This window comes from Kocuria rhizophila DC2201 (genome assembly GCF_000010285.1).
GTDB classification, from domain to species: domain Bacteria; phylum Actinomycetota; class Actinomycetes; order Actinomycetales; family Micrococcaceae; genus Kocuria; species Kocuria rhizophila_A.
The window spans coordinates 2,001,357-2,024,766 of sequence record NC_010617.1; the positions used below are offsets into that span (position 1 = coordinate 2,001,357).

Here is a 23,410-nt window from a genome sequence, read left to right on the forward strand (position 1 = left end):
GGAGCGCCCTGTGTTGCGGGGCCTGTGGAGGGGCGCTCCCTAGACTGGGGCCATGACCGCCGCTTGGCAGAACGGCCCCGCCCACGTCACCGCCGAGGACTTCGCGGCCCTGTGCCGCTCCTCCCCGTGGCGCTGGGACACCCTGCGCTTCACGCTGCACTGGACGGGCACGGGGGCTGCGGAGCCTGCCGAGCCGGTGCGCGCGTGGCTGCGCCGCCCCTCGGACCTGCGGGTCGAGACCCTCGACGGCGAGCCCCTGTACACCACCACGTCTTTGGAGCGCTCCCGGGACGACTTCTACGTGGCGGACACGCCCCGCTCGTGGCTGCTGCCGCCGGCCCTGGTGGCTCCCGTCTACGACGACCGCGCCCTCGTGACCCGCCGCCCGGAGGCCGCCTACGGCGATCCGGTCTTCGCCGGGGGCCGCTGGCAGGCGATCCTGGACCCCGTGGAGTGCGCGGGGTCCGCCCCCGCTCCCCCGTACCTGCCCGAGCAGCGCCCGGCGGTGCTGCGGGACGTCGCGGTGGACACGTTCGCGGGACGGCCCGTGTGGTGCGCCACTGTGCATCCCGCCGCCCGCTACCGACCCGTCACACCCGGGCACCCGCTGGCACCGGGCCCCACGCGTCTGGCCGTGGACACCGCCACCGGGGTGTGCGTGTCCTCCCGCGTGCTCGGCGGACCGCTCGCCGGGCAGGGCCACCGGCTCGTGGTCGAGGGAGTGGACGAGTACATGCTGGACGACCTCTTCACCCGCGAGGACTTCGACCTCACGGACGTCTCGCGCCACGTCCCCTGGCCCGTGGCCGCCTCTTAGCGGCACGGCACCTCCGGTCCCACGTGCGATCCCGCCGCCGCGGGGACGCCGTGGGTGCGCCGCCCCGTCACACCGGACCGGGCGGCGTCGTCCCCCGCCCGACGCCGCCGTGACCGCGCGTGCGCGGGCGGCCTCACACGGCGTGGCGCTCCAGGACGTCCGTGACGAGCGCGGCGATGGGCGAGCGCTCCGAGCGGGTGAGGGTCACGTGGCCGAACAGCGGCTGGCCCTTGAGCGCCTCGACCACCGCCATGATGCCGTCGTGGCGGCCCACCCGCAGGTTGTCCCGCTGGGCGACGTCGTGGGTGAGCACCACCTTGGAGTTCTGCCCGATCCGGGACAGCGCCGTGAGCAGCACGTTGCGCTCGAGGGACTGGGCCTCGTCCACGATCACCCACGCGTCGTGCAGCGAGCGTCCGCGGATGTGCGTCAGGGGCAGCACCTCGAGCATCCCGCGCGCCACGACGTCGTCCACGACCGCAGGTGAGACCACGGCGGAGAGGGTGTCGAAGACCGCCTGGCCCCACGGGTTCATCTTCTCCTCCTCGGTGCCGGGCAGGTAGCCGAGGTCCTGGCCGCCCACCGCGTAGAGGGGGCGGAACACCATGATCCGGCGGTGCTCACGGCGTTCCAGAACGGCGTCGAGCCCGGCGCACAGCGCGAGCGCGGACTTGCCCGTTCCCGCGCGTCCACCCAGGGACACGATGCCCACGGAGGGGTCCAGCAGCAGGTCGATCGCCAGGCGCTGCTCGGCCGAGCGGCCCTGCACCCCGAACACGTCCTTGTCCGCGGCCACGAGGCGTGCCGCACCGTCCCGCTGCACGCGCGCGAGCGCGCTGCCGGCCGTGGAGCGCACCACGAGCCCCGTGTTCACGGGCAGCTCCCGGGCCCCGGGCACCTCGGCGCGCCCGTCCAGGTAGAGCTCGGAGACGACGCCGTCGGGCACGTCCAGCTGGGCCACGCCCGTGTACTCGTCGTCACCGCCCAGCCACTCGGCGCGGTACTCGTCCGCGGCGAGTCCCAGGGCCGAGGCCTTGACGCGCATCGGGAGGTCCTTGGAGACCACGCACACGTCGTGGCCCTCCTGCGCGAGGTTCGCGGCCACGGAGAGGATGCGTGAGTCGTTGTCCTTGAGCCGGAAGCTCTGGGGCAGCACGGTGTCTGCCACGTGGTTCAGCTCCACCGTGAGGCTCCCGCCGCCCGGCAGCTGGAGGGGGCGGTCCAGCCCGCCGTGGGTCACCCGCAGCTCGTCCAGCAGTCGCAGGGCCGCGCGGGCGAAGTACCCGAGGTCTGGGTCGTGGCGCTTGGCCTCCAGCTCGGTGACCACCACCAGGGGCACCACCACCGTGTGCTCGGCGAAGCGCAGCAGCGCGCGGGGGTCCGAGAGCAGCACGGAGGTGTCGACCACGTAGCTGCGCACGCTCGTCCCGGCGCCCGTCGCGGCACCGTGACCCGACGACGACGCTGCACCGCCGGTGCGCTCGCCCGTCCCCGTCCGCTCTGCTCCCGGCGCACCCGCGGCTGCCTCCCCCGGCTGCCCGGGCTCCGTGGCGGGGTGCGCCGGTGCGGAGGACGCGGGCTCCGCGTCGGTGGGGCTCGTGCCCGGTGCCTCGGTGGTGCAGCGGACGAGTGCCACGGGGGTCTCGGTGCTCATGGGGGCCTCTTCACACGGGTCGCGCCGGCAGTCGCCGGACGCCGCCCACGCTAGGAGCACCGTTCGAGGTGCAGGCTCCCCCGCGGTGAACGCCGCGTGAACATCACCCGTGGATCCGCCACCGCGCGGCCCTCCCCCGGGCACCCGGGTGAACGGAGGGCCTCCCCGTGTGATCTCCGCCCTCAGCCCCCGAAGCGCCGGTGCCGGCGGGCGTAGTCGCGCAGCGCCCGCAGGAAGTCCACGCGGCGGAAGTCCGGCCACAGGGCCTCGCAGAAGTAGAACTCGCTGTACGCGGACTGCCACATGAGGAACCCGGAGAGCCGCTGCTCACCGGAGGTGCGGATCAGCAGGTCCGGATCCGGCTGGCCGCGGGTGTAGAGGTGCTCGGAGATGTCCTCGACGCTCAGCGAGCGGGCCACCTGCGCGAGGGACTCCCCGCGGGCGTCTGCGTCCGCGAGCACCTCCCGGGCGGCGTCCACGATCTCCTGGCGCCCTCCGTAACCCACGGCGATGTTCAGGTGCGGGCCGGGGTTGGAGACCGTGCGGCGCACGCTGCACGCGACCTGCTCCTGCAGGGCCTCGGGCAGCGTGGCCAGTGCACCCACGGCCTGGATGCGGCACAGCCCCTCGTCCTGGAGCTGGCGCATGAGGTCCGTGATGATCTCCAGCAGCGCCGTGAGCTCCTCCGCCGGGCGGTTGAGGTTCTCGGTGGAGAGCACGTAGAGGGTGACCACCTGGATGTCGAGCTCGTGGCACCAGCGCAGGAACTCCACGATCTTCCGGGCCCCGGCGCGGTGGCCCTCCTCGGTGGTGGCGCCGAACTGCTTGGCCCACCGGCGGTTGCCGTCCACGAGCACGCCCACGTGGTGCGGCAGCTCGTGCGGGTCCAGGGTGCGAGCCAGGCGGTGCTCGTAGAAGGAGTACAGCAGACGGGGGAGCTTCACAGGTGCCCAAACCCCCTGGATCGACTCGGCCAACGCGGATTCACACCGTCTAAACTACCCGTAGGTCAAGCGCAATCCAGCAGCGCCTCATCGCCCCGGCCCCGGCCGGGGCAGTCACGGAAGGCAGGGGAACCGATCATGCGAGACGATCGCGCGACCACGTCCAGGACGGCCACGCCACCCACGGTGGTGCGCCACACCCGCAGCGGTCCGCTCACCGTGGAGAAGAAGCCCGCGTGGCGGGGCTGGATCCACGCCGGTTTCAGCCCGTTCGCCATCGCCATGGGGGTGGTGGCCATCGTGCTCGCACCCACCGTGCAGCTGCGGCTCGCGTGCGTGGTCTACACGATCACCGCGGTGATGCTCTTCGGCACCTCCGCGGTCTACCACCGCTTCTACTGGGGTACCCGCATGAACGCGGTGCTGCGCCGGATGGACCACTCGAACATCGCGCTGATCATCGCGGGGACGTACACGCCCCTGGCGGTGGCGTTCCTGCCCAGCGGCCGGGCCACGGTGCTGCTCGCGGTGATCTGGTCCCTCGGGGCACTGCTGGTGGTCTTCCGGGTGTTCTGGCTCGGGGCCCCGCGCTGGCTCTACACCCCGCTCTACGTGGTCATGGGGTGCCTGGCCCTGCTGTACCTGCCCGCGTTCTTCGCGGTCAACGTGCCGGCCACGGTCCTGCTGATCTGCGGCGGCGCCGCCTACATCGCGGGCGCGGTGTTCTACGCCACCAAGTGGCCCCGGCTGCTGCCCGCGACCTTCAGCTTCCACGAGGTCTTCCACGCGTGCACGATCGTGGGCTTCGTGTGCCACTACATCTCGATCATGCTGGCCATGTTCGCCTCGTGAGCGGGCCCCGGCCGCGCGACCCCCGCACGACCGGTCCGGACGCCGCTCGGAGCGTCGCACCGCCCGCGCCGGTCATCGCTCGTGGGGAGCCGTTCCCCGTCGGGGCGTGAGCCGCTGTCCGCCGTTGCCGGGCCGTCCGGGACCGGGCCTCACCCGCGGCGGGCTCCCGACCGGGCCGCCAGCTCGGCCACCGAGTGCACGGGGAGCTCGCACCGCCCGTCCCGGCACCGCCACACCGTGAACCCCGCGGTGCCGGTGGCCGGAACCCCGTAGGGCGCCACGGCACCGTCCAGCACGAGCGTGTCCAGCACACGCTCCGCGCCCAGGACGTCCAGCACCTCGCGCCACTGCCCGGGTGAGGCGTCCACGACCTCCAGCAGCTCGGGGGCCCGCGTGCAGCTCAGCACCGCAGAGACCATCCCGCCCGCGGCGGTGGGCGCCTTGAGCACCACCCCCGTGGCCCACGAGGTCACCAGCTCCGTGATCTCCCGGCTCGGGCGCCCTCCCGTCTCCGGCCGGGACAGCTCCGCGATCCAGCGCGCGAGCACCGAGGCGCCGGACGCGGCGACGTCGTCGAACGGCTCGGCGCGCCCCGTGGCCCCGGCGGCCTCGAGCGTGGGGTCGAGGGCGGCGTCGTCGTGCACGGTTCCGTCGCGCACGAACCGGGCCACGGCCGTGTCCGCGAGCGCCACGCTGCGCTCGTACCACACGCCGCGCCCCGTGGCCCGGCCCAGCGCGAGCAGCCCGGCGCCCAGGAACGCGTAGTCCTCCAGCCGCCCCTCGTGGGGGTCCACGACGCCGCCGCGCGAGGTCCGCGCAAGGGTCCCGTCCTCGGGATCCCGGTGCCGCTGCCACAGGAACTCGGCGGCCGTCTCGGCGCTCTCGAGCCACTGCGGGTGCTCGAGCAGCACCGCGGCCTCCGCGAGCGCGGTCAGTGCCATGCCGTTCCACGCCGTGACCACCTTGTCGTCGCGGTGCGGCGCGGTGCGCTCCAGCCGACGGTCCCAGAGGGTGCGGCGCAGACTCTCGTCCAGGATGCCCGTGACGGCGCCGGCCTCGCCCCACGCCGCAGTGACGGGCCCCGGACCCGCGCTCCGATCCTCTCCCCCGGTGCCCGCCGACCCGCGGGAGAACGTGTAGTAGGCGCCCTCGCGTTCGGCCCCGGGGTCGTGCGGGGAGGGATCGCTGTCCGCGTCCAGCGAGGCCGCGAAGGCCCCCTCCGGGGTGGTCATCTCCCGCTGCAGCCATGCCACGAGGGCCGTGGCCGCGTGCCGGTATCGGGCCGCCCGGGCGGTGTCCGTGCCCGCGCGCTCCAGCAGCTCCACCGTGCGCGCCAGCACCCGCAGCAGCTGGGCGTTGTCGTAGAGCATCTTCTCGTAGTGCGGCAGGGACCAGTCCGGGGTCACGGAGTAGCGGAAGAAGCCCCCGCCCACGTGGTCCTGCAGCGCCCCGCGCACCATGGCGTCCAGGGTGGCGCACAGCAGTTCCCGAGCGGTCTCCCGCTCCGCAGGGGCCGGGCCGGTGGCCTCCGCGGCGGTGGCGGCTGCGTCGGGGATGTCGGAGTCGGTGGTGGCTGGGGCCGTGCCGCCCGAGTCAGTGGTGGCTGGGTCGGTGGTGACTGGGGCCATGCCGCCTGAGTCGGTGGCGGCTGAGCCGGTGGTGTCCGGGGTCGCGCCGCCCGCGGCGGCGGGGGCGGCCGCGCGGTGCTGCCGATCCGCGGCGGTGCCGGGGCGAGCGATCCGTGTCAGGGCCTCGAGGGCCGGGGACGGCGGGAACTTGGCGCCCAAGCCGAAACCCTCGTGGGCGGCGTCGCGCGCGAGCTCCAGCCCGTCAAGCCACGCACCCACCAGCCGCTGCGCGGCGTCGGGGGCGTCCTCGCCCGGTTCGGTCACCACCGAGGGGCCGGCGTCCGCAAGCATCCGGTCCACGAGCCGGGGGTGCCGGGCCAGGGCGTCCGCCAGCTGGTCTGCGCTGCGCAGCACCTCGTCCCGCCGGGCCGTCCACGCCTCGTGCACCGCGGCGAGCAGCTGCCGGAAGGACGGCCGACCCTGCATCGGGCGCGGCGGGTAGTAGGTCCCGGCGTGGAAGGCCCTGCCCTGTGGGGTGAGGAACACGGTCATGGGCCACCCGCCCTGCCCCGTGAGCAGCTGGGTGGCCGCCATGTAGATCGAGTCCACGTCCGGGCGCTGCTCACGGTCCACCTTCACGGCCACGAAGTGCTCGTTGATCTCCCGGCCGGTCTCGGGGTCCTCGAAGGACTCGTGGGCCATCACGTGGCACCAGTGGCAGGCCGCGTACCCCACGGACAGCAGCACGGGCACGTCCCGCTCACGCGCCTCCGCGAACGCCTCCGGGGTGAACTCCCACCAGTCCACGGGGTTCTCGGCGTGCTGGAGCAGGTACGGGCTGGTGGCGCGGGCCAGGCGGTTCGACATGGCCCCACCGTCTCACAGACCGCCGGACGGTGGTACCGGCCGCTGCACGGAGCAGCGCGAGAGGGGGTTCCCGACAGGCGGGGAGGGCTATCGCGGGCTCGCAGGACGGACACCGGTCCCAACGGACGCGGCCGCCCACCGCGGGTGGCCTGGCCCTCCTCAGGGCCGGTGACGGTCCCCGGGGGCGTCTCGGAGCTCGTTCTCCCCGCTGGCTCCGGGGTGATCGTGAGGGTGAGCAGCGCGGTCGGCGGGCCGGGGTGCGGAACCGGAGCGGGCGGCGTCGTGCCCGGACGCACCCGCGGTGACCTGGACCGCCTGCTCCTCCGCAGCGCGCTGCTCCGCGTACTGCGCGCGGTAGCGCAGCCGACGGTTGCGGCGGTTGAAGTCGATCACCAGCAGCACCACGGCCGCCGTGAGCACGAACGTCATGAGGAAGCCCACGAGACCCGGCGAGACCTGGCTGGGGTCCAGCCCGGGACGCAGCGTGTTCTCCGGGCTAGGAGCGGGCGTGGCGGCGGTCAGGACGGTCAGCAGCGTGGGCACGGCGGCACTCACTTCCGGGGGGTCGTGGGGTCGATTCCTGCGAAGAGGTCCGTCTCCGGCAGCTCGCTGGCCACACGGGACTCCGCGAGGGTGTAGTCCTCCCACGGCCATACCTCGGCCTGGGTGTCCGTGGAGACCCAGAAGAACAGGCCCTTGGGGTCCACCTGCGTGCGGTGGGCGCTCAGCGCGCGGTCCCGGGCGGGGAACTCCTCCTCGCAGCGAACCCTGGTGGTGGTCTCGTGGCGGGCGACGGGCGGGCGGTGGCCCTCCGGGTCCGACTCCTGGAACGCCGCGATGCGCTCCGCGTAGGGGGAGTCCAGCCCGCGCTCCAGCAGGGCCTCGTGCAGGGCCAGGAAGCGCTCCGGGTTGAACGCGCGGTCGTAGTAGAGCTTGGACGGGGTCCACGGCTCACCCGTGCCGGGGTAGGCCTCGGGATCACCGGCGCGGCGGTAGGCCTCCATGGCCACGTTGTGCGTCTGGATGTGGTCCGGGTGCGGGTAGCCGCCGTTCTCGTCGTAGCTCAGGATCACGTGCGGGCGGAACTCCCGCACCAGCTGCACCACGGGCGCCGAGGCACGCTCGAGCGGCTGCAGGGCGAAGCAGCCCCACGGCAGGGGCGGCAGCGGGTCCCCCTCGGGCAGGCCCGAGTCCATGAAGCCGATCCAGCGGTGCTCCACGCCGAGGGCCGCGGCGGCCGCCGCCATCTCGTGGCGGCGCAGGCCGGTGAGGTCCCGCTCGGCCGCGACGTCGCCCTCCATCTCGGCGTTGAGGATGGACCCGCGCTCACCACCGGTGCACGTGGCCACCATGACCCGGGCACCGAGGCGCGCGTAGTGGGCCATGGTCGCCGCACCCTTGCTGGACTCGTCGTCCGGGTGGGCGTGGATGGCCAACAAACGAAGCTGCGAATAGTCCGTCACCGAACGGATGCCTCCAAGACGTCGAAGCGAAAATGACAACCCCGGATATCCTACGCCGCCGGCCGGGCCCGGATCCCGCACCGGTTCACGCGGGGACGCACTCGGGCGGGAACCCACAGAGGGCACCCCTGGGCGCTCGCTAGACTCGTGGGCATGAGTTCTGCGACGTCCCAGCCGGCCGACGGCGGGCCCACCCCCACCGAACGGCTCACCCGCCGCTACGGCTCCGGGCACCGCACCGTCGCCCGCACCCCGCGCCGCGGCCCGTCCGGGCGCGGCTGGATCCTCATCGCCGCGGCCGCCACGCTCGTGAGCGCGCTGTTCGTGGTGTGGATCGTGTGGGGCCAGTCCCAGCGGCCCGTGTTCAAGGACGTCGGCTTCCAGATCACCGACGCCGCTCACGGGTACGCGGACTTCGACCTCACCAAGGACCCGGAGCAGAGCGTCACGTGCGCGGTGCAGGCCCTCAACGAGCAGTACGCGGTGGTCGGCTGGAACGAGGTGACCATCGGCCACGTGCCCGAGGACCAGCTCAACGGGCGCACCAGCACCCACCGGGTGCCCGTACGGACCACCAACACGGCCACCACGGCCGGGGTGGACTCGTGCTGGAACACCACCGGGTGAGCCCGCCGGTGTCGCACGTCACTTTGGGTTGCACGCCGCCGGTCCTCTAGACTTCTGCCGAGATCACATCCCCGACCCGGAACCGCTGGGCCACCTGGCCCGCACCGGGGCGGGGTTTTTCACACGTGTCCACCAGGGCGGTGGACACCAGAGAACGGAGGCACCGTGCCTGCACAAGAGGGAGCCTGGCTCACCCAGGAAGCGTACGACCGGCTGAAGAAGGAGCTCGACTACATTGCCGGGCCCTACCGCCAGGAGATCGTGGACCGGATCGAACAGGCCCGCTCCGAGGGTGACCTCAAGGAGAACGGCGGCTACCACGCCGCGCGTGAGGAGCAGGGCAAGAACGAGGGCCGCATCGTGCAGCTCACCCAGCTGCTGGAGAACGCCCAGGTGGGCGAGGCCCCCGCGGACGACGGCGTGATCGAGGCCGGCATGGTGGTCACCGCGGAGATCGCCGGGGACGAGATGACGTTCCTCATGGGCTCCCGCGAGGTCGCCGAGGACCTCACCGGCGGGGAGGACCTGGAGGTCTTCTCCGAGCGCTCCCCCATGGGTGCCGCGATCAACGGCCACAAGGTGGGCGAGACCGTGAGCTACCAGGCGCCCAACGGCAAGGACATCACCGTGAAGATCCTCAAGGCCAAGCCCTTCAGCCGCTGATCCCACGGTTCACCACGGAGGCCACCCCGCTGCGGCGGGGTGGCCTCCGGCGTTCCCGAGCCTGCGCGGCGCCCCGCGGCCGCCGGGCGTTCACACCTCGCGTCGAGGAGCAGGGCATACGCTGGAGGCACGTCGTCACGCCCCGTCCCCCGCACCGTGAGGAGCCCGCCCGTGGTCACGCACTGGAACCGCAGCCCCGCCCCCTGGACCGTGCCGCTGACCGTGGTCACCGCGCTGCTCGCGGTGGCGGCGATCGTGGTGCACGTGCTGGGCCTGGGCAACCCCGCGCTCAACGCCACCGGCGGGCCGCGCAACCTCCTGATCGTCGCCACCTTCGCGATGGCGCTGATCACCTACGTCACCGCGCGCGCACGACGCCGCTGAGCTCCCGTCCGCGCCGGGCTCAGTGCACCACCACGGGGTGGTAGCCGTGCGACTCCAGGGCCGCGAGCACCTGGTCGCAGTGCGAGTGGCCCTTGGTCTCCATGTCGATGGTGATGGAGACGTCCCCCATGGACAGGGAGCCGCCGATCCGCGTGTGGTTCACCCCGGTCACGTTCGCGTCCATGGCGGCGATGAGCTGCGAGATCTGCGCCAGCTCACCGGGCCGGTCCGTGAGCATCATCTTGATGGTCATGTAGCGCCCCGCCGCGGAGAGTCCCCGCTGGATGACCTTGAGCATGAGCATGGGGTCGATGTTCCCGCCGGAGAGCAGCACCACGGTGGTGCCCAGGTCCGGGTGGCTCTCGCGCAGCTCGCCCTCGAGGATCGCGGCCACCCCCACGGCGCCGGCGGGTTCCACCACCATCTTGTTGCGCTCGAGCATGAAGATCAGCGCCTGGGCGAGGGAGTCCTCCGAGACCGTGACGACGTCGTCCGCGAGCTCGCGGATGATGCTGAACGGGAGCTGCCCGGGGCGCCCCACGGCGATGCCGTCCGCGATCGTGGACACCTTGGAGAGCGTCACGATCGCGTCCCCGGCCAGGGACGGCGGGTAGGCTGCGGCGTTCTCCGCCTGCACGCCGATCACGCGGATGTCCCTGCCCTGCTCCCGGGCCTTGGCCTTGAGCGCCACGGAGACCCCCGCCAGCAGGCCGCCTCCGCCCACGCCCGCGATCACCGTGTCCACGGTGGGCAGCTGGTCGATGATCTCCAGGCCGATGGTGCCCTGACCCGCGATGATGTCCCGGTGGTCGAACGGGTGCACGAAGACCGCCCCGGTCTCGTCCGCGAAACGCTGAGCCTCGGCCAGGGCCTCGTCCACGGAGGAGCCGTGCAGCACCACTTCCGCACCGTGGTCCTGGGTGGCCGCGATCTTGGGCAGGGCCGCGCCCCGCGGCATGTATATCCGCGCCGTGATCCCCAGCTTCGCGGCCGCGAGCGCCACGCCCTGCGCGTGGTTGCCCGCCGACGCCGCCACCACGCCCCGGCGCTTCTCGTCCTCCGAGAGCTGGGACATGCGCACGTAGGCGCCGCGGGCCTTGAAGGACCCGGCGCGCTGCAGGTTCTCGCACTTGAGGTAGACCTCGGAGCCCAGCATGCGGGACAGCGCCCGGGAGTGGGCAAGAGGAGTCCGCTCGATGACCCCGTCGAGGAGCTGGGCGGCGTCGCGGACGTCGTCCACGGAGACGGACAGTGCAGTGTGGGCCACAAGAACTTCTTTCGTCGGCGCCGATCGAGGCGGCTCGCCCTGCGGGGGCACGGCCCGGTGGGATCACTGCCGGACGTGCTGCGGGAACACGGAGAACGCGGCGCCCCGGGTGGGAGACGCCGCGTTCCATGCTATTACGCGAGGGGCCGGGTGCTAGTGCCGGGTGTCCTCGAGGTGCCCGGAGGACTCGCGGTGGCGGGTGTCCTTCCGGTGCTTCTCCTCGAGCTTCTCCTCGAGCTTCTTCTCCGCGTCCTCGCGCTCCTGGTGGCGCTTGCCGCGGAAGCGCTGCAGCTGGGCCATGACCTGGTCCGGCGTGAGGTTCTTCTTCTTCGCGGTCTTCTTGATCTCCCAGGGGTAGAGGAACGGCTCCCAGGCGATCTGGTCGTCGTGCTCCCAGGACCGCGCGGCCAGGTAGCGCACGATGGTGTTGGCGAACGCCATGACCGGCACCGCGAACAGTGCACCCACGATCCCGAAGAGCATGCTGCCGGTGGCCACGGCGAGCAGCACGGCCACGGGGTGCAGGGACACGGCCTTGCCCATGATCAGCGGCTGCAGGATGTTGGACTCGATCTGCTGCACGAGCAGCACCACGCCCAGCATGGCCAGGGCGATCCCGGGGCTCACGGCCACCAGGGCCACCAGCACGGCCACGGCGCCGGTGACCACGGCACCCACGATGGGAATGAACGAGGCCAGGAACACGAGCACACCGATGGGCAGCGCCAAGGGCACTCCCAGCAGGAACGCGCCCAGCCCGATGCCCAGGGCGTCCACGAACGCCACGAAGACCTGGATCCGCACGTACTGCGCGAGCGAGATCCAGCCCCGGCGCCCGGCACCGTTCACGGCGGCGCGGGCCCGGCGCGGGAAGAGCTTGACCAGGAACAGCCAGATGTTCTCGCCGTCGAACAGGAAGAACAGCAGCACGAACAGCATCAGGATGGTGCCGGTGAGGATGCTGCCGGCGGTGGAGCCGAACGTCATGGCCCCGGACAGGATGGCGTTCGAGTTCTCCTGCAGGGTGTTGCCCAACTCGGAGAACCACTGGCTCATGGAGTCCGTGGTGAGTTTCAGGGGGCTGTCCTCGAGCATGCCCAGCAGCTTCTGGAAGCCGGCCACGGCCTTGTCGGAGAGCTGCGCGAAGCCCACGACGATCTGCTGCCCGGAGAGCACCAGCAGACCCAGGACCACGAGGATCAGGCCGAGCTCCACCGTGATGGCCGCGAGCGCGGACGGGAAGTGCCGGGCCCGCAGCCAGCGCACGGCCGGGGAGAGCGGACCGGCGATCAGCGCGGCGAGCAGCACCGGGATGAGCACCGTGGTGACGTGGCCCAGGAGCCACCACACCACACCCACCCCGGCGACGATGAGCAGCACCCGCCAGGACCAGGCCGCGGCGATCCGCACCGGGGCAGTGACCATGTCCTGGGGGTCCTCGGCGGGATGGGGACGGGAGGGGACGTCTGGGGCACCGGGCGGGATCGAGCCCGGGCGCGACGTCGGAACGCTGGATGACATGTCCCCTATCATCGCACCATTGCGCGCAGCGCTGGTACCGGAGAACGCCACGGGAGGGTGACAAGATGGCTGCCATGTCCACCACACTGCTGAGGGTCCTGGCCCAGCGCCGGCCCGCGAGCCTGCTGACCCAGGAGAGCCCGCGCCGCGAGGAGCTCGAGACCGTCCTGCGCGCCGCCGCGGGGGCGAAGTACGACGAGCGGCCCACGGGGTGGCGGGTGGCCGTGACCGACCGCCGCTCGGCGCCCCTGCTCGCGGCCGCCATGGCCGGTCTCACGAGCGTGCCGAACCTCACGGGCCCGGTCCCCCGGCTCAAGGGGAAGAAGATCAGGGTGCTGGCCGCCTACCGCGGCAGCCTGCAGTGGGCCTCGCGCGGCGGGGTGGCGCTGGCCATCGTCTTCCGCCACCACCCGGAGCTGGCCGAGTCGAAGAAGGAGCAGCGCGGGGACGTCCACGCGGCCCGCGGGGTGCTCGAGGCCGCGCTCTACGCCCAGGGCTGGGCCACCATGTGGTCCCGGCGCGAGCCCTACGACCGTGCGCTGCTGCGCGATTTCTACTCCCTGAACGAGCACGAGGAGGTGCTGGGCTGGCTGTTCGTGGGTCGCGCCGCGAGCAGTAGCGTGCCCGCGCGCGCCATCAACCTGCCGCCGCGCGAACTCGGCATCAGCTACCTCTGAGCCCGTCCCCCGGCGCCGGGCCACGGGCCCCAGTGCGACAGGGCGACAGGGCGACAGGCGACGCCGTCCGGCCCGCCCACGAACGACCGTCGCGTGCATGGACCGGCGGCCCGGTGCGCAGTGCACCGGGCCGCCGTGACGTGCGGTGACCGACCCGTCCGAGGGGTCCCCGCGACCGACCGCGGGGCCGGCCCGGGGACACGGCCCCGGAGCCCCGGCCGCGGCCGGAGGGTGGGTCAGTCGCTCATGGAGCGGATGATGGACAGCAGCCGCAGGATCTCCACGTAGGTCCAGATGAGGGTGACGGTGAGTCCGAAGGCCGCGGTCCAGGCCGCCTTCTGCGGGATGCCGCGGGCCACGCCGTCGCTGATGTTCTCGAAGTCCAGCACAAAGCTGTACACCGCGAGCAGGATGGCTACCGCGCCCACGATCAGCCCCAGCGGGATGCCCATGACGCTCACCTCGGAGCGCATGTCGAACCCGCCCAGCAGGCTGGTGCCCAGGTTCACCAGGGCGAAGATCGCGTAGGCCATGAGCGCGACCATGAAGAACTTGGTCACCCGCGGCGTCGCGCGCAGCACCCCGGTCTTGTACAGCACCAGCACGGAGACGAAGACCGCGAGGGTCCCGATGACCGCCTGGATCACAATGCCCGGGTAGCGGGCCTCGAAGATCCCCGAGACACCGCCCAGGAACAGGCCCTCCGCGAGGGCGTAGAGGATGATCAGCACGGGGCTGGGCTCACGCTTGAAGCTGTTGACCAGCCCGAGGACCAGGCCCACCAGTGCGCCCGGGAACGCGAGCGCGGGGAGCATCCAGCCGGCCACCGCCGCGGCGATCACGCACGCGAGCACGAGCCCGGTGCGCATCACGACGTCGTCGTAGCTCATGCGGCCCGTCTGCGCGGGGCCCGCGGCGGGAGCGTTGTACATCCGCTCGAGCTGCTCGGGCGAGTGGCGGGGATCCTGGTAGGAACCCGGCGCGGTGGCGTTCTTCTTGCCGAAATCGTTGAGGAGGGGGTTTCCGCCGGCCAATGTGACGTCCTTTCGAGGGCGTGTTCGAGCTGTGCACACAGGCTAGCAGTGGGATCTGAACCCCGGCAGGGAGTTCCTGCAGGGCGAACGCGGGCGGGTGGAGGGGTGCCCCCAGTGGGATTCGAACCCACACTGAGCGGATTTTAAGTCCGCTGCCTCTGCCGGTTGGGCTATGGGGGCCGCAACGACGACGGTGGGGTCGCGCGGCTGCGCGACCCCACCGCTGCACGTCCGGGCGGCGTGCGGAGGCGTGGCTAGAGCTTGGCCTTCTCCGCGGGGAGGTCCTTGCCCGCGGCCTCGAGGAACGCGCGGCGCGGCTCCCGCAGGTGGCGCAGGGCGGTGGTGTCCCGGCCGAAGAGCATGTTGATGCCCCACTCCGTGAACACCCGGACCTTGCGCTCCACGGTGGGGATGGCGTAGCCGTGGTAGAGCCGGTGCATGGCCCACGCGGGCAGCCCGCCGAGGTCCACGCCGCGGATGGTGGCCGCACCCTTGTAGAGGCCCAGGCCAGCCACGGAACCGAGGTTCTCGTGGTAGTAGTCCTCCAGGGGAGCACCCTGGTGGGCGGCCATGATGTTCTTGGCCATGGTGGCGGCCTGGCGCACCGCGTGCTGGGCGTTGGGGACGCAGAAGCCGCCGGGGCCCGAGCCCGTGAGGTCCGGGACGGCGGCGATGTCGCCAGCGGCCCAGGCACCCTCGAGGGGACCGTCGTCACCGGTGATCCGCAGGTCCGCACCCACGCGCACGCGACCGCGCTCGTCCACGGGGAAGTCGCTGTTCTTCACGAACCCGGAAGCCTGCACGCCGGCGCACCAGATGAGCGTGTCGGTGGCGACCTCCCCAGCCGGGGACTTGTCGCCCATGTTGATGAGCTTCACCACGTCCCCGTCGACCTCGGAGATCGAGGTGTTGAGCAGCACCTCGATGCCGCGGGCGCGCATCTCGGCCACGACCTTCTCGGCGCGGTCCTTGGAGACCTCGGGCATGATCCGGCCCATGGCCTCGACCAGCACGAAGCGCAGGTCAGAGACGCGCAGGCGGTCGTTGCGCTCCACGGCGGAGCGGGCCATGTCCTCGAGCTCGGCGATGGACTCGGAGCCGGCGTAGCCGCCGCCCACCACGATGAAGGTCAGCGCCTTGCGCTTGTCCTCCTCGCTGTCCGTCAGGGAGGCCACCTCGATGCGCTCGAGCACCCAGTTGCGCACGGACACGGCCTCTTCGATGGTCTTCATGCCGATGGCCTTCTCCGCGAGCCCCGGGATGGGGAACGTGCGCGTGGTGGATCCGCCGGCCACGACGATCTCGTCGTAGGGCAGCTCGAACTGCGGGCCCTCATCGATGCCACGGATGGTGACCTTGTGGTTGGCGTGGTCGATGTGCTCCACGCGGCCGTCGATCAGCTCGCAGTCACCGAGGTGGTGACGGTGGGAGATCACGGCGGAACGGGCGTCGATGTTGCCCGCCGCCACCTCCGGCAGGAACGGGAGGTAGGTCATGTACGGGTTGGGGTCCACCACCGTGACCACGCCGCCGGACTCCTTGATGCGGGTCTGCAGCTTCTGCGCGAGGGTGAAACCAACGTAGCCGCCACCCACGATGAGAAGGCGCGGACGGTCCTTAGCAAGTTGATTGAAAGACATGCCACCGAGTTTACCCACGGCACGGGGCTTTTGCTGACGGACCGTCCCCGCCCGCTGTGCTGTGCGTGAAATCAGCGGGAGAGCCTGCGGATGTGCAGGATCGCGGCCACCGTGAGCCCCGCGACCACCAGCCCGAAGGAGGTCAGGACCACCACGGGCAGGGCGCCGGTCTCGTTGAGCGGAGCCTGGGCCACGGGCGGGGTGGCCTCCTCGGTGACCTGCCGGGTGTCCCCCTCGGCGGTGCTGGGCGTGGCCGAGGGCTGCGGGGACGCGCTGCGGGGCCGGTTCTGCTCGATCCAGTGCCGGATGCTGCCCAGCGGGTTCTCCTGCGTGGTCTCGACGTCGTCCAGCACGGCCGCGCGCACGTCCAGCACCCCGTAGCCGTAGATGGGGTCCTTGCCCTTGTCCCCGGCGTCGTGGGCGGTCTTCACGATCCGCTGCGCCACCTGCGCGGCGGTGAGGTCCGGGTGCTCCTGCTTGATGAGCGCCGCGGTGCCCGCGACGAGCGGCGCGGTGGCCGAGGTCCCGGACCACTCGGCGTAGCCGCCGCCAGGCATGGCCCCCACCATGTCCTCGCTGGGCCCGGCCACCGCGATCGAGATGCCCTGGGAGGAGGAGTCCCAGCTCGCGCGCCCAGAGCGGTCCACGCCGCCCACAGAGAGCACCCCGGGGATGGTGGCGGGGGCTCCCACCTGGTTCAGTCCCGACCCCCGGTTGCCGGCGGCCGCGACCACCAGCACGTTCTTCTCCTCCGCGTACGCGAACGCGGAGTCCCACGACTGCGGCCACGCGGTGGAGTCCGAGCCCACGGACATGTTGATCACGTCCGCGCCGTGGTCCACGGCCCAGCGCACCGCGTCCGGGATCTGCTGGTTGACGTCCTTCACGCCCGGCTCCTCGTTGCCGAGCCACAGGGACACCGGGAGGATATCGGCGTCCGGGGCCACGCCCAGCACGCCCTTCTCGCGACCCGGGCCCTCGGCGTTCGGGGCACCGTGCCCGCGTCCGGCCGCCAGGGAGGAGACCAGGGTGCCGTGCTCGGGTTCCGCGCCGAGACCCTTGCGGCCGTCGGACTGTCCCGCGCCGGAGGCGTCCGTGCCCGGCTGCACCGCACCCTCGAGGTCCGGGTGGGAGCCGTCCACGCCGGTGTCGATCACGGCGATCTTCACGCCCTTGCCGGTGGCCCTGCGCCACGCGTCCCGCACGCCGTAGTCGTCCAGCCAGTACTCGCGCTGACGGATGTCTGCGGTGTCCACGGCGGGCTTGCCGTTCGCGGGCGGCGGGGCCGGGGGCGACTGCACGGGCACCGAGGGCGCGGGCCGGGGCACCGCGGGCTCCTGCGCCGTGGCGACGGCCGGGGCGGCTCCCGCGAGCAGCAGGGCGGCGGCGCCGGCGAGCACGGCGCGCGTGGTGGAACGGCGTGTCATGGACCCTCGGTGCTTTCCCGCGCGAGGCGCGTGGTGGGGTGCGGCGGCCCGTCCGACCGGGGCCGGGCGCCGTTGGGGGTGGGTGTGGCGAGGACGCGCCGGGCTCAGGGCACCAGCGACAGCCCGATGCCGTCCAAAATATCGTGCTCGCTCGCGGTCACGGTGCGCACGCGCCCGTCCGTGGCCCGGGCCACGCGTTCGACCACGCGGCGCCACACGAGCGCACCGGCCCCGATCACGTCCACGCGCCCCTCGTGCATGAACCCCAGGGCCGCACGCTGCTCGCGGGTCATGGCCGTCAGCTCCCGGCACGCCCGGGTCACATCGGGGATCTCCAGCACGGTGCCGTTGATGCGCTCGGGGTCGTAGTGCTCCAGGCCCAGAGCCATGGCCGTCACCGTGGTGACCGTCCCGGCGACCCCCACGAGCCGCGTGGTGCGCTCCAGGGGGACGGTGCGGGCCACCACGTCCATGGCCTCGTCCACGTCGCGCAGCACGCGCGCCTGCTGCTCCTCGGTGGGAGGGTTGGAGCCCAGGTGGCGCTCCGTCATGCGCACGCACCCCACGTCCACGCTCCTGGCGGCGATCACCTCGCGCGGGGTGCCCAGCACGCACTCCGTGGAGCCACCGCCCAGGTCCACCACCAGCACGCGGTCCGCCGGGTCCAGCTCCGCCGCGGCGTTGAGGGCACCGCGGAAGGACAGTGCGGCTTCCTCGTCCCCGCTGACCACCTCGGGCTCGACCCCCAGGCGTGAGCGGATCCCGGCCACGAACACGTCACGGTTGCCGGCGTCACGGGTGGCGGAGGTGGCCACGAAGCGCACCCGGTCCGCGCCGTGGTGCTCGATCAGCGCCGCGTACTCGTCCGCGGCGGCGAAGGTCCGCTTGAGGGCGGCCTCGGCGAGCCACCCGGTGGCGTCCACGCCCTGCCCGAGGCGCACGATGCGCATCTCGCGCACCACGTCCCGCAGCACGGTGCGGCCGCTCTCGTCGGTGCGGGCGTCCGCGATGAGCAGGCGAATGGAGTTTGTTCCGCAGTCGATGGCGGCTACGCGCATGGCAGGAGAGTCCCTCGGGTCGGTGGTGCTGGGAGGTTCGCGGACGGGCCCGCGGGGCGCGGGGTCAGGCCGCGGCGCGCCATGCGGGGTCGCACGCGCAGCGCTCGGGGGTCCAGGTGTCGGCGATCATGGCGAGGGTCTCGTCCCCGAGCGGGTTCACGCCGGGCCCGGAGGCCAGGCTGTGCCCCACGAGCACGTGCAGGCACTTGACGCGCGTGGGCATGCCACCCGCGGAGATGCCCTCGATCTCGGGGACGTCCCCGGTCCCGGCGAGCTCCCCGATCCGACGCCGCTGGGCGAGGTAGTCCTCGTGGGCGGCGCGGTAGCGCTCGGCCAGCTCCGGATCCTCGGCCACGCGGTCCGTCATGGCATACATCGCGCCCTCGGCCTCGAGGCGGGACACCGCGGCCGTGACCGCGGGGTGGGTCAGGTAGAACACGGTGGGGAACGGGGTGCCGCTGCTCAGCCGCGGGGCCGTGGCCACCACGAGCGGGTTGCCGCACGTGCAGCGCGCGGCGATCTCCACCACGTCTCGCGCCGAGCGGCCGAGCTGGGCACCCACCACGGTGAGGTCCTGGGGGGTCACGGTGGGGTCGTGCGGTGCGCTCACTTGCTGCTGCTTTCTCGGGGTTCGGGTTCCAGGGTGATGTCCTCCTGGGGGTAGGCCGAGTCCACCACGGACTGCCACAGCCCGTCCGCCCAGGCGGGCCGGCCGGCCTCCACCTGCTCCGCGGAGGACTCCGCGGCCTGGTGGGGTGCGGTGTCCGCACCGAGCACCACGTAGGCGCTCTCCCCCGGCATCACGTAGGACATCCGCTCGCGGGCCTGCTGCTCCACGTAGGAGTCGTCCCCCCACAGCTGCTCCTCGCGCTTGAGCTGCTGCTGGCGCTGCTGCTCGTGGGAGATGCTCGAGCGCAGCTCCGAGATCTGGGAGCGCTGGTCCAGGAAGATCTTGGCGGTGGGGGCGGCCAGGAACACGATGAGCGTGGCCACCACGACCAGGGCCACCAGGCGCCCGTTGAAGGAGCGCGCCGGTGTGGGGGCCGCCAGGGTCGAGGAGCCGCCGCGGTTCCTGCGCCCCTCGGAGCCGCGCGCGTCACGCTCCGGACGCTGCCGGGCAGCCTCTCGAGCGGGGCGCGGTGCGCGCCGGGGGATCCGGGGGCGGGGGCCGACCATGCATACCTCCCGGGTGACGTGGTGGGGCGGATCGTGCTCGGCCAGTGTACCCGCAGCGCGACGCCGCCCGGCCCCCTGCGTGCGCAGACGAGGGGACCGGGCGGCGTCGTGGGGCGTGCACGGCGGCGGGCCGCCGCCGCGCGGAGCCTATTTGGCGGCGAAGCGCGGGAAGGCGGAGGCGCCCGCGTAGGTGGCGGCGTCGCCCAGCTCCTCCTCGATGCGCAGCAGCTGGTTGTACTTGGCCACGCGCTCGGAGCGGGCGGGGGCACCGGTCTTGATCTGGCCCGCGTTCACGGCCACCGCGATGTCCGCGATGGTGGTGTCCTCGGTCTCACCGGAACGGTGGGAGATCATGCAGCGGTAGCCGTTGCGCTGGGCGAGCTCCACGGCGTCGAACGTCTCGGTCAGGGAGCCGATCTGGTTGACCTTCACGAGCAGGGCGTTGGCCACGCCCTCCTGGATGCCGCGTGCCAGCCGCTCCGGGTTGGTCACGAAGAGGTCGTCGCCCACGAGCTGCACCTTGTCGCCGATGTGCTCGGTGAGCGTGGCCCAGCCCTTCCAGTCGTCCTCGTCCAGGGGGTCCTCGATGGACACGAGCGGGTACTTCTCCACGAGGTCCGCGAAGTACGCGGACATCTCCTCCGCGGAGCGCTTCTTGCCCTCGAAGGTGTACGTGCCCTTGTCGAAGAACTCCGAGGAGGCCACGTCCAGGGCGAGCGCGATGTCACGCCCGGGCTTGTAGCCGGCCTTGTCGATGGCCTCGAGGATGAGGTCGAGCGCGGCGGCGTTGGACTCGAGATTCGGTGCGAAGCCGCCCTCGTCCCCCAGGCCCGTGGACAGGCCGCGGTCCTTCAGCACGGACTTGAGGCTGTGGTAGACCTCCACGCCCCAGCGCAGCGCCTCGGAGAACGTGGGCGCGCCGATCGGGGCGATCATGAACTCCTGGATGTCCACGTTGGAATCCGCGTGCGAGCCGCCGTTGAGGATGTTCATCATGGGCACGGGCAGCACGTGGGCGTTGGGCCCGCCCAGGTACTTGTACAGCGGCAGGTCCGCGGAGCTCGCGGCCGCGCGGGCGATCGCCATGGAGGCGCCCAGGATGGCGTTCGCGCCCAGCTTGGCCTTGTTGTCGGTGCCGTCCAGCTCCAGCATGGCCTGGTCCACGGCGCGCTGGTCGGAGGCGTCCAGACCGACCACCACCTGCTCGAGCTCCTCGTCCACGGCGTGCACGGCGTCCAGCACGCCCTTGCCCTGGTAGACCTTCTTGTCGCCGTCACGGCGCTCGACGGCCTCGAACTCACCCGTCGAGGCTCCGGAGGGCACGGCGGCGCGGCCGAAGCTGCCGTCGTCCAGCAGCGCCTCCACCTCGACCGTGGGGTTGCCGCGGGAATCCAGGATCTGGCGGGCTTGCAGCGCAATGATCATTGCCATGAAAATCTCCTTGTCGGTCGTCGACCCGTGGGGCGGTCTCGGCCCCGCCTCCCAGCCTACCGAGCGCCCGCGCATCCCCGCGAGACGCGCCCGGGATGACGGCGCTCACCCCGCCAGGGGGCCGTCGTTCTCCCGCACGAACCGGCGCACGGCCGCCCGCAGGGCGCGCTCCGCGTCCAGACCGCGTGCCGAGGCCGTCTCCACCTGACGCAGCAGGGCCTCCCCCAGGTCCCGTTCCTCCGCCTCGCGCTGCTCGGGCGGCAGCTCCGGCTCCACGGGCCGCACGCCCGCCACACCGTGCCGGCGGGCCTTGGACAGCGCCTTCTCCCCGTAGGCGAGCGCGGGCAGCGCCGGGGGGATGCCGTCGAACACGCGCGTGCGGTGCGGCTTCTCCTCGCGCTTCACCGCGTCCCAGCGCGCGGAGAGCTCCGCGGTGCTGGGCCGTTCCCGGGCGGGCGCCTCGGACGACGCCGCTGGGTCCCCTGCCTGCCCCTCGCCCACCGCACCGGGGGCCTCGGCGGGGTCCGCACTGCCCGGTGCGTGCTGAGCTTCCCCGTCCGATCGCGTGCTGCCCGCAGACTCCGGGCCGTGCTCCACCGGTGCGGAGGCGGAGCCGTGCCCGCCGCCCGCGGCGGGGTACCCGCCGGTTATGCCGGACTGCACGGTGGCCGTGCCGGACTCCGTGGCGGTAGTGCCGGACGGCTCGGGCCCCGTGCCGGGCTGCGCGGTGCCGAACACGGCCGGGTGGCGCCGCACGAGCTTGTCGGTCACGGCCGCGAGCACGTCCGTGACGTCGAAGCGCTGGGGCTGCGGGTGCTCCTGCCCGATCCGCGCGTGGAACACCACCTGCAGCAGCACGTCCCCGAGCTCCTCCACGAGCTCGTCCCGTCGCCGCTGCGACGGCTCCAGGGCCTCGACCGCCTCGACCACTTCGTAGGACTCCTCCACGAGGTAGCGCAGCAGGGACTCGTGGGTCTGCTCCGCGTCCCACGGGCAGCCGCCCGGGGAGCGCAGGGTGTCCATCACGGCCAGCAGCCGCTCGAAGCGCTCCCCCGGTCCTCCGTGGCCCGCGCCGGTGGCCGTCGGGGCCGCGTCCGGGTGGGAGGGCGCGAGCGGTTCACGGAGTGATCCGTTCCCCTCACCGGTCTGGGCGGTCGACGCCGATTCCGAGGACGCGTCGTCGTGACGCTCCGGGCTCACGAGGCCTCCCCCGTGACGCGGCGCTCGAGCCAGTCCTGGTACTCGCGCGGCACGAAGGCCGCGCGGGCGGCGGTGCGCTGGACCGCGAGGACGTCCTGCTCGCTCCAACCGGCCTCGGCGCGCAGCCGGTCGAGCTCGTGGGTCACGGACGTGGCGCTCATCAGCCGGTTGTCCGGCGACACGGTCACGGCGAACCCCGCGCGCAGCATCGCGGTCACGGGGTGCTCCGCCACGGTGGTGCCCCACGCGGCACTTGCGTCCGTCTGCAGGTTGGAGCACGGGCAGACCTCGAGGGCGATCCTGCGGTCCCGGATCCACCGCGTCAGGGGTGCACTCATGCCGCGGTCCTCGTCCAGCAGCCGGACCCCGTGGCCCAGCCGCAGGGCCCGGCCGGCGTCGAGCGCGTCCGCCATGGACTCCGCCCCGGCGGCCTCCCCCGCGTGCAGCGTCACGGGGATCCGCTCCCCTGCCAGGAGGTCGAGGGCCTCACGGTGGCCCGAGGCGGGGAAGCCCGCCTCCGGGCCGGCGAGGTCGAAGCCGACCACCGATCCCGGCGAGGGCTCCCCGGCGACCGAGCCGTGCGGCGTCGTGGTCTGCTCGGCCGCGCGCACGCGGCGCACCACGAGACGGGCGATCTCCGGGGAACGGTCCAGGTGCCGCATGGCGCACAGGATCTGCACCACCGAGAGGTGGCCCCCCGCGGCGCGGACCGCCGCGACGCCCTCGGCCAGACCCCCCTGGACGGCGTCCACGGCCTCGCCCAGCGTGAGCCCGCCCGACACGTGCTGCTCGGGTGCCCAGCGCACCTCCGCGTGCACGAGACCGTCCGCGGCGCAGTCCTCGACGTACTCCCGGGCCACCCGTCGCAGGGCGGACGCGGTCTGCATGACCGCCACCGTGTGGGAGAAGGTCTCCAGGTAGCGCGGGAGGCTGCCGGAGTCCGCGCTGTCGCGGAACCACTGCCCCAGGGAGTCTGGATCCGTGGCGGGCAGCTCGTGGCCCACCTGTGCGGCGAGCTCCACCACGGTGGCCGGGCGCAGCGCCCCGTCCAGGTGGTCGTGCAGCGAGATCAGTGCGTGTGGCCCGAGGGCCCCGTCCGTGGTGCGGACGGGGCCCTCGGGGGTTGCTCGTGAGGTCATG

General features: G+C 72.7%; 22 protein-coding genes and 1 tRNA gene. 6 read left to right on the forward strand and 17 right to left on the reverse strand.

Features of this window, described 5'->3' with window-relative positions; all coding sequences use genetic code 11:
- Positions 1–52 precede the first annotated feature (52 nt).
- Positions 53–817 carry a hypothetical protein gene (locus tag KRH_RS08670; RefSeq protein WP_012398831.1) on the forward strand — a complete coding sequence of 255 codons (765 nt, stop codon included), beginning with the start codon at positions 53–55 and terminating at the stop codon, positions 815–817.
- Positions 818–950: 133 nt separating this feature from the next.
- On the opposite strand, the gene KRH_RS08675 is transcribed toward KRH_RS08670, so the two are convergent.
- Both KRH_RS08675 and KRH_RS08680 read right to left on the reverse strand, forming a co-directional pair.
- Positions 951–2,471 (reverse strand): PhoH family protein, encoded by a 1,521-nt coding sequence (locus tag KRH_RS08675; RefSeq protein ID WP_226905855.1) that lies wholly within the window; start codon positions 2,469–2,471, stop codon positions 951–953.
- Between the two features lie 182 nt (positions 2,472–2,653).
- Entirely contained in the window at positions 2,654–3,415 is a 762-nt protein-coding gene (locus KRH_RS08680; protein ID WP_012398833.1) for an isoprenyl transferase, read from the reverse strand.
- 138 nt (positions 3,416–3,553) lie between these two features.
- Here KRH_RS08680 and trhA point away from each other — a divergent pair, with 138 nt between their 5' ends.
- On the forward strand, positions 3,554–4,267 hold the full coding sequence (gene trhA, locus KRH_RS08685) for a PAQR family membrane homeostasis protein TrhA (RefSeq protein ID WP_012398834.1): 714 nt from the start codon (positions 3,554–3,556) through the stop codon (positions 4,265–4,267).
- Between the two features lie 149 nt (positions 4,268–4,416).
- On the opposite strand, the gene KRH_RS08690 is transcribed toward trhA, so the two are convergent.
- The 3 genes from KRH_RS08690 to mca form a co-directional block, all read right to left on the reverse strand.
- A complete protein-coding gene (locus tag KRH_RS08690) occupies positions 4,417–6,702 on the reverse strand; it encodes a thioredoxin domain-containing protein (protein ID WP_012398835.1) in 2,286 nt (761 codons plus the stop codon).
- A gap of 159 nt (positions 6,703–6,861) precedes the next feature.
- Positions 6,862–7,245, reverse strand: a complete 384-nt coding sequence (locus KRH_RS12700; RefSeq protein ID WP_226905853.1) for a hypothetical protein — start codon at positions 7,243–7,245, stop codon at positions 6,862–6,864.
- Between the two features lie 8 nt (positions 7,246–7,253).
- On the reverse strand, positions 7,254–8,165 hold the full coding sequence (gene mca / locus KRH_RS08700) for a mycothiol conjugate amidase Mca (RefSeq protein WP_012398837.1): 912 nt from the start codon (positions 8,163–8,165) through the stop codon (positions 7,254–7,256).
- A gap of 153 nt (positions 8,166–8,318) precedes the next feature.
- On the opposite strand from mca, the gene KRH_RS08705 reads away from it, so the two are divergent.
- The 3 genes from KRH_RS08705 (at position 8,319) to KRH_RS08715 (ending at position 9,839) form a co-directional block, all read left to right on the forward strand.
- Positions 8,319–8,792 (forward strand): DUF4307 domain-containing protein, encoded by a 474-nt coding sequence (locus tag KRH_RS08705; protein ID WP_041297396.1) that lies wholly within the window; start codon positions 8,319–8,321, stop codon positions 8,790–8,792.
- Between the two features lie 165 nt (positions 8,793–8,957).
- Positions 8,958–9,455, forward strand: a complete 498-nt coding sequence (gene greA / locus KRH_RS08710) for a transcription elongation factor GreA (protein ID WP_012398839.1) — start codon at positions 8,958–8,960, stop codon at positions 9,453–9,455.
- Positions 9,456–9,626: 171 nt separating this feature from the next.
- On the forward strand, positions 9,627–9,839 hold the full coding sequence (locus tag KRH_RS08715) for a hypothetical protein (RefSeq protein WP_041297397.1): 213 nt from the start codon (positions 9,627–9,629) through the stop codon (positions 9,837–9,839).
- Positions 9,840–9,858: 19 nt separating this feature from the next.
- Here KRH_RS08715 and ilvA read toward each other — a convergent pair whose 3' ends face one another.
- On the reverse strand, positions 9,859–11,106 hold the full coding sequence (ilvA, locus tag KRH_RS08720) for a threonine ammonia-lyase (RefSeq protein ID WP_012398841.1): 1,248 nt from the start codon (positions 11,104–11,106) through the stop codon (positions 9,859–9,861).
- 153 nt (positions 11,107–11,259) lie between these two features.
- Positions 11,260–12,627, reverse strand: coding sequence for an AI-2E family transporter (locus KRH_RS08725; protein ID WP_012398842.1), 1,368 nt, complete (start codon positions 12,625–12,627; stop codon positions 11,260–11,262).
- A gap of 74 nt (positions 12,628–12,701) precedes the next feature.
- Between KRH_RS08725 and KRH_RS08730 the strand changes: the two genes are divergently transcribed.
- Entirely contained in the window at positions 12,702–13,304 is a 603-nt protein-coding gene (locus tag KRH_RS08730; RefSeq protein WP_105590587.1) for a hypothetical protein, read from the forward strand.
- Positions 13,305–13,540: 236 nt separating this feature from the next.
- Here KRH_RS08730 and KRH_RS08735 read toward each other — a convergent pair whose 3' ends face one another.
- From KRH_RS08735 to KRH_RS08780, 10 genes are all read right to left on the reverse strand, one after another.
- Positions 13,541–14,338, reverse strand: coding sequence for a Bax inhibitor-1/YccA family protein (locus KRH_RS08735; RefSeq protein ID WP_012398844.1), 798 nt, complete (start codon positions 14,336–14,338; stop codon positions 13,541–13,543).
- A gap of 106 nt (positions 14,339–14,444) precedes the next feature.
- Positions 14,445–14,518, reverse strand: a tRNA-Leu gene (locus tag KRH_RS08740).
- A gap of 74 nt (positions 14,519–14,592) precedes the next feature.
- Positions 14,593–15,978 (reverse strand): NAD(P)/FAD-dependent oxidoreductase, encoded by a 1,386-nt coding sequence (locus KRH_RS08745; RefSeq protein ID WP_012398845.1) that lies wholly within the window; start codon positions 15,976–15,978, stop codon positions 14,593–14,595.
- Between the two features lie 71 nt (positions 15,979–16,049).
- Positions 16,050–17,405, reverse strand: coding sequence for a S8 family serine peptidase (locus tag KRH_RS08750; protein ID WP_012398846.1), 1,356 nt, complete (start codon positions 17,403–17,405; stop codon positions 16,050–16,052).
- A gap of 104 nt (positions 17,406–17,509) precedes the next feature.
- Positions 17,510–18,463: a Ppx/GppA phosphatase family protein gene (locus KRH_RS08755; RefSeq protein WP_012398847.1), complete on the reverse strand. Its 954-nt coding sequence runs from the start codon at positions 18,461–18,463 to the stop codon at positions 17,510–17,512.
- Positions 18,464–18,527: 64 nt separating this feature from the next.
- Positions 18,528–19,073: a DUF501 domain-containing protein gene (locus tag KRH_RS08760; protein WP_012398848.1), complete on the reverse strand. Its 546-nt coding sequence runs from the start codon at positions 19,071–19,073 to the stop codon at positions 18,528–18,530.
- A complete protein-coding gene (locus KRH_RS08765; RefSeq protein WP_012398849.1) occupies positions 19,070–19,639 on the reverse strand; it encodes an FtsB family cell division protein in 570 nt (189 codons plus the stop codon). Before KRH_RS08765 ends, KRH_RS08760 begins: the two co-directional genes overlap by 4 nt.
- Positions 19,640–19,786: 147 nt before the next feature.
- Entirely contained in the window at positions 19,787–21,070 is a 1,284-nt protein-coding gene (gene eno, locus KRH_RS08770; RefSeq protein WP_012398850.1) for a phosphopyruvate hydratase, read from the reverse strand.
- Between the two features lie 105 nt (positions 21,071–21,175).
- Positions 21,176–22,270, reverse strand: coding sequence for a MazG nucleotide pyrophosphohydrolase domain-containing protein (locus KRH_RS12705; protein ID WP_012398851.1), 1,095 nt, complete (start codon positions 22,268–22,270; stop codon positions 21,176–21,178).
- Complete coding sequence (locus KRH_RS08780) at positions 22,267–23,409, reverse strand: adenosine deaminase (protein ID WP_012398852.1); 1,143 nt, start codon at positions 23,407–23,409, stop codon at positions 22,267–22,269. The genes KRH_RS12705 and KRH_RS08780 overlap by 4 nt, the downstream gene beginning before the upstream one ends.
- Between the last annotated feature and the right edge of the window lies 1 nt (position 23,410).

Excerpts from the sequence above, each read along its gene's own strand:
- KRH_RS08780 (WP_012398852.1), bottom strand. The coding sequence starts at position 23,409 with ATGACCTCACGAGCAACCCCCGAGGGCCCCGTCCGCACCACGGACGGG.
- KRH_RS08705 (WP_041297396.1), top strand. The coding sequence starts at position 8,319 with ATGAGTTCTGCGACGTCCCAGCCGGCCGACGGCGGGCCCACCCCCACC.
- KRH_RS08750 (WP_012398846.1), bottom strand. The coding sequence starts at position 17,405 with ATGACACGCCGTTCCACCACGCGCGCCGTGCTCGCCGGCGCCGCCGCC.
- eno (WP_012398850.1), bottom strand. The coding sequence starts at position 21,070 with ATGGCAATGATCATTGCGCTGCAAGCCCGCCAGATCCTGGATTCCCGC.
- KRH_RS08765 (WP_012398849.1), bottom strand. The coding sequence starts at position 19,639 with ATGGTCGGCCCCCGCCCCCGGATCCCCCGGCGCGCACCGCGCCCCGCT.
- KRH_RS08690 (WP_012398835.1), bottom strand. The coding sequence starts at position 6,702 with ATGTCGAACCGCCTGGCCCGCGCCACCAGCCCGTACCTGCTCCAGCAC.
- KRH_RS08730 (WP_105590587.1), top strand. The coding sequence starts at position 12,702 with ATGTCCACCACACTGCTGAGGGTCCTGGCCCAGCGCCGGCCCGCGAGC.
- trhA (WP_012398834.1), top strand. The coding sequence starts at position 3,554 with ATGCGAGACGATCGCGCGACCACGTCCAGGACGGCCACGCCACCCACG.
- KRH_RS08670 (WP_012398831.1), top strand. The coding sequence starts at position 53 with ATGACCGCCGCTTGGCAGAACGGCCCCGCCCACGTCACCGCCGAGGAC.
- KRH_RS08725 (WP_012398842.1), bottom strand. The coding sequence starts at position 12,627 with ATGTCATCCAGCGTTCCGACGTCGCGCCCGGGCTCGATCCCGCCCGGT.
- KRH_RS08675 (WP_226905855.1), bottom strand. The coding sequence starts at position 2,471 with ATGAGCACCGAGACCCCCGTGGCACTCGTCCGCTGCACCACCGAGGCA.
- KRH_RS08755 (WP_012398847.1), bottom strand. The coding sequence starts at position 18,463 with ATGCGCGTAGCCGCCATCGACTGCGGAACAAACTCCATTCGCCTGCTC.
- KRH_RS08745 (WP_012398845.1), bottom strand. The coding sequence starts at position 15,978 with ATGTCTTTCAATCAACTTGCTAAGGACCGTCCGCGCCTTCTCATCGTG.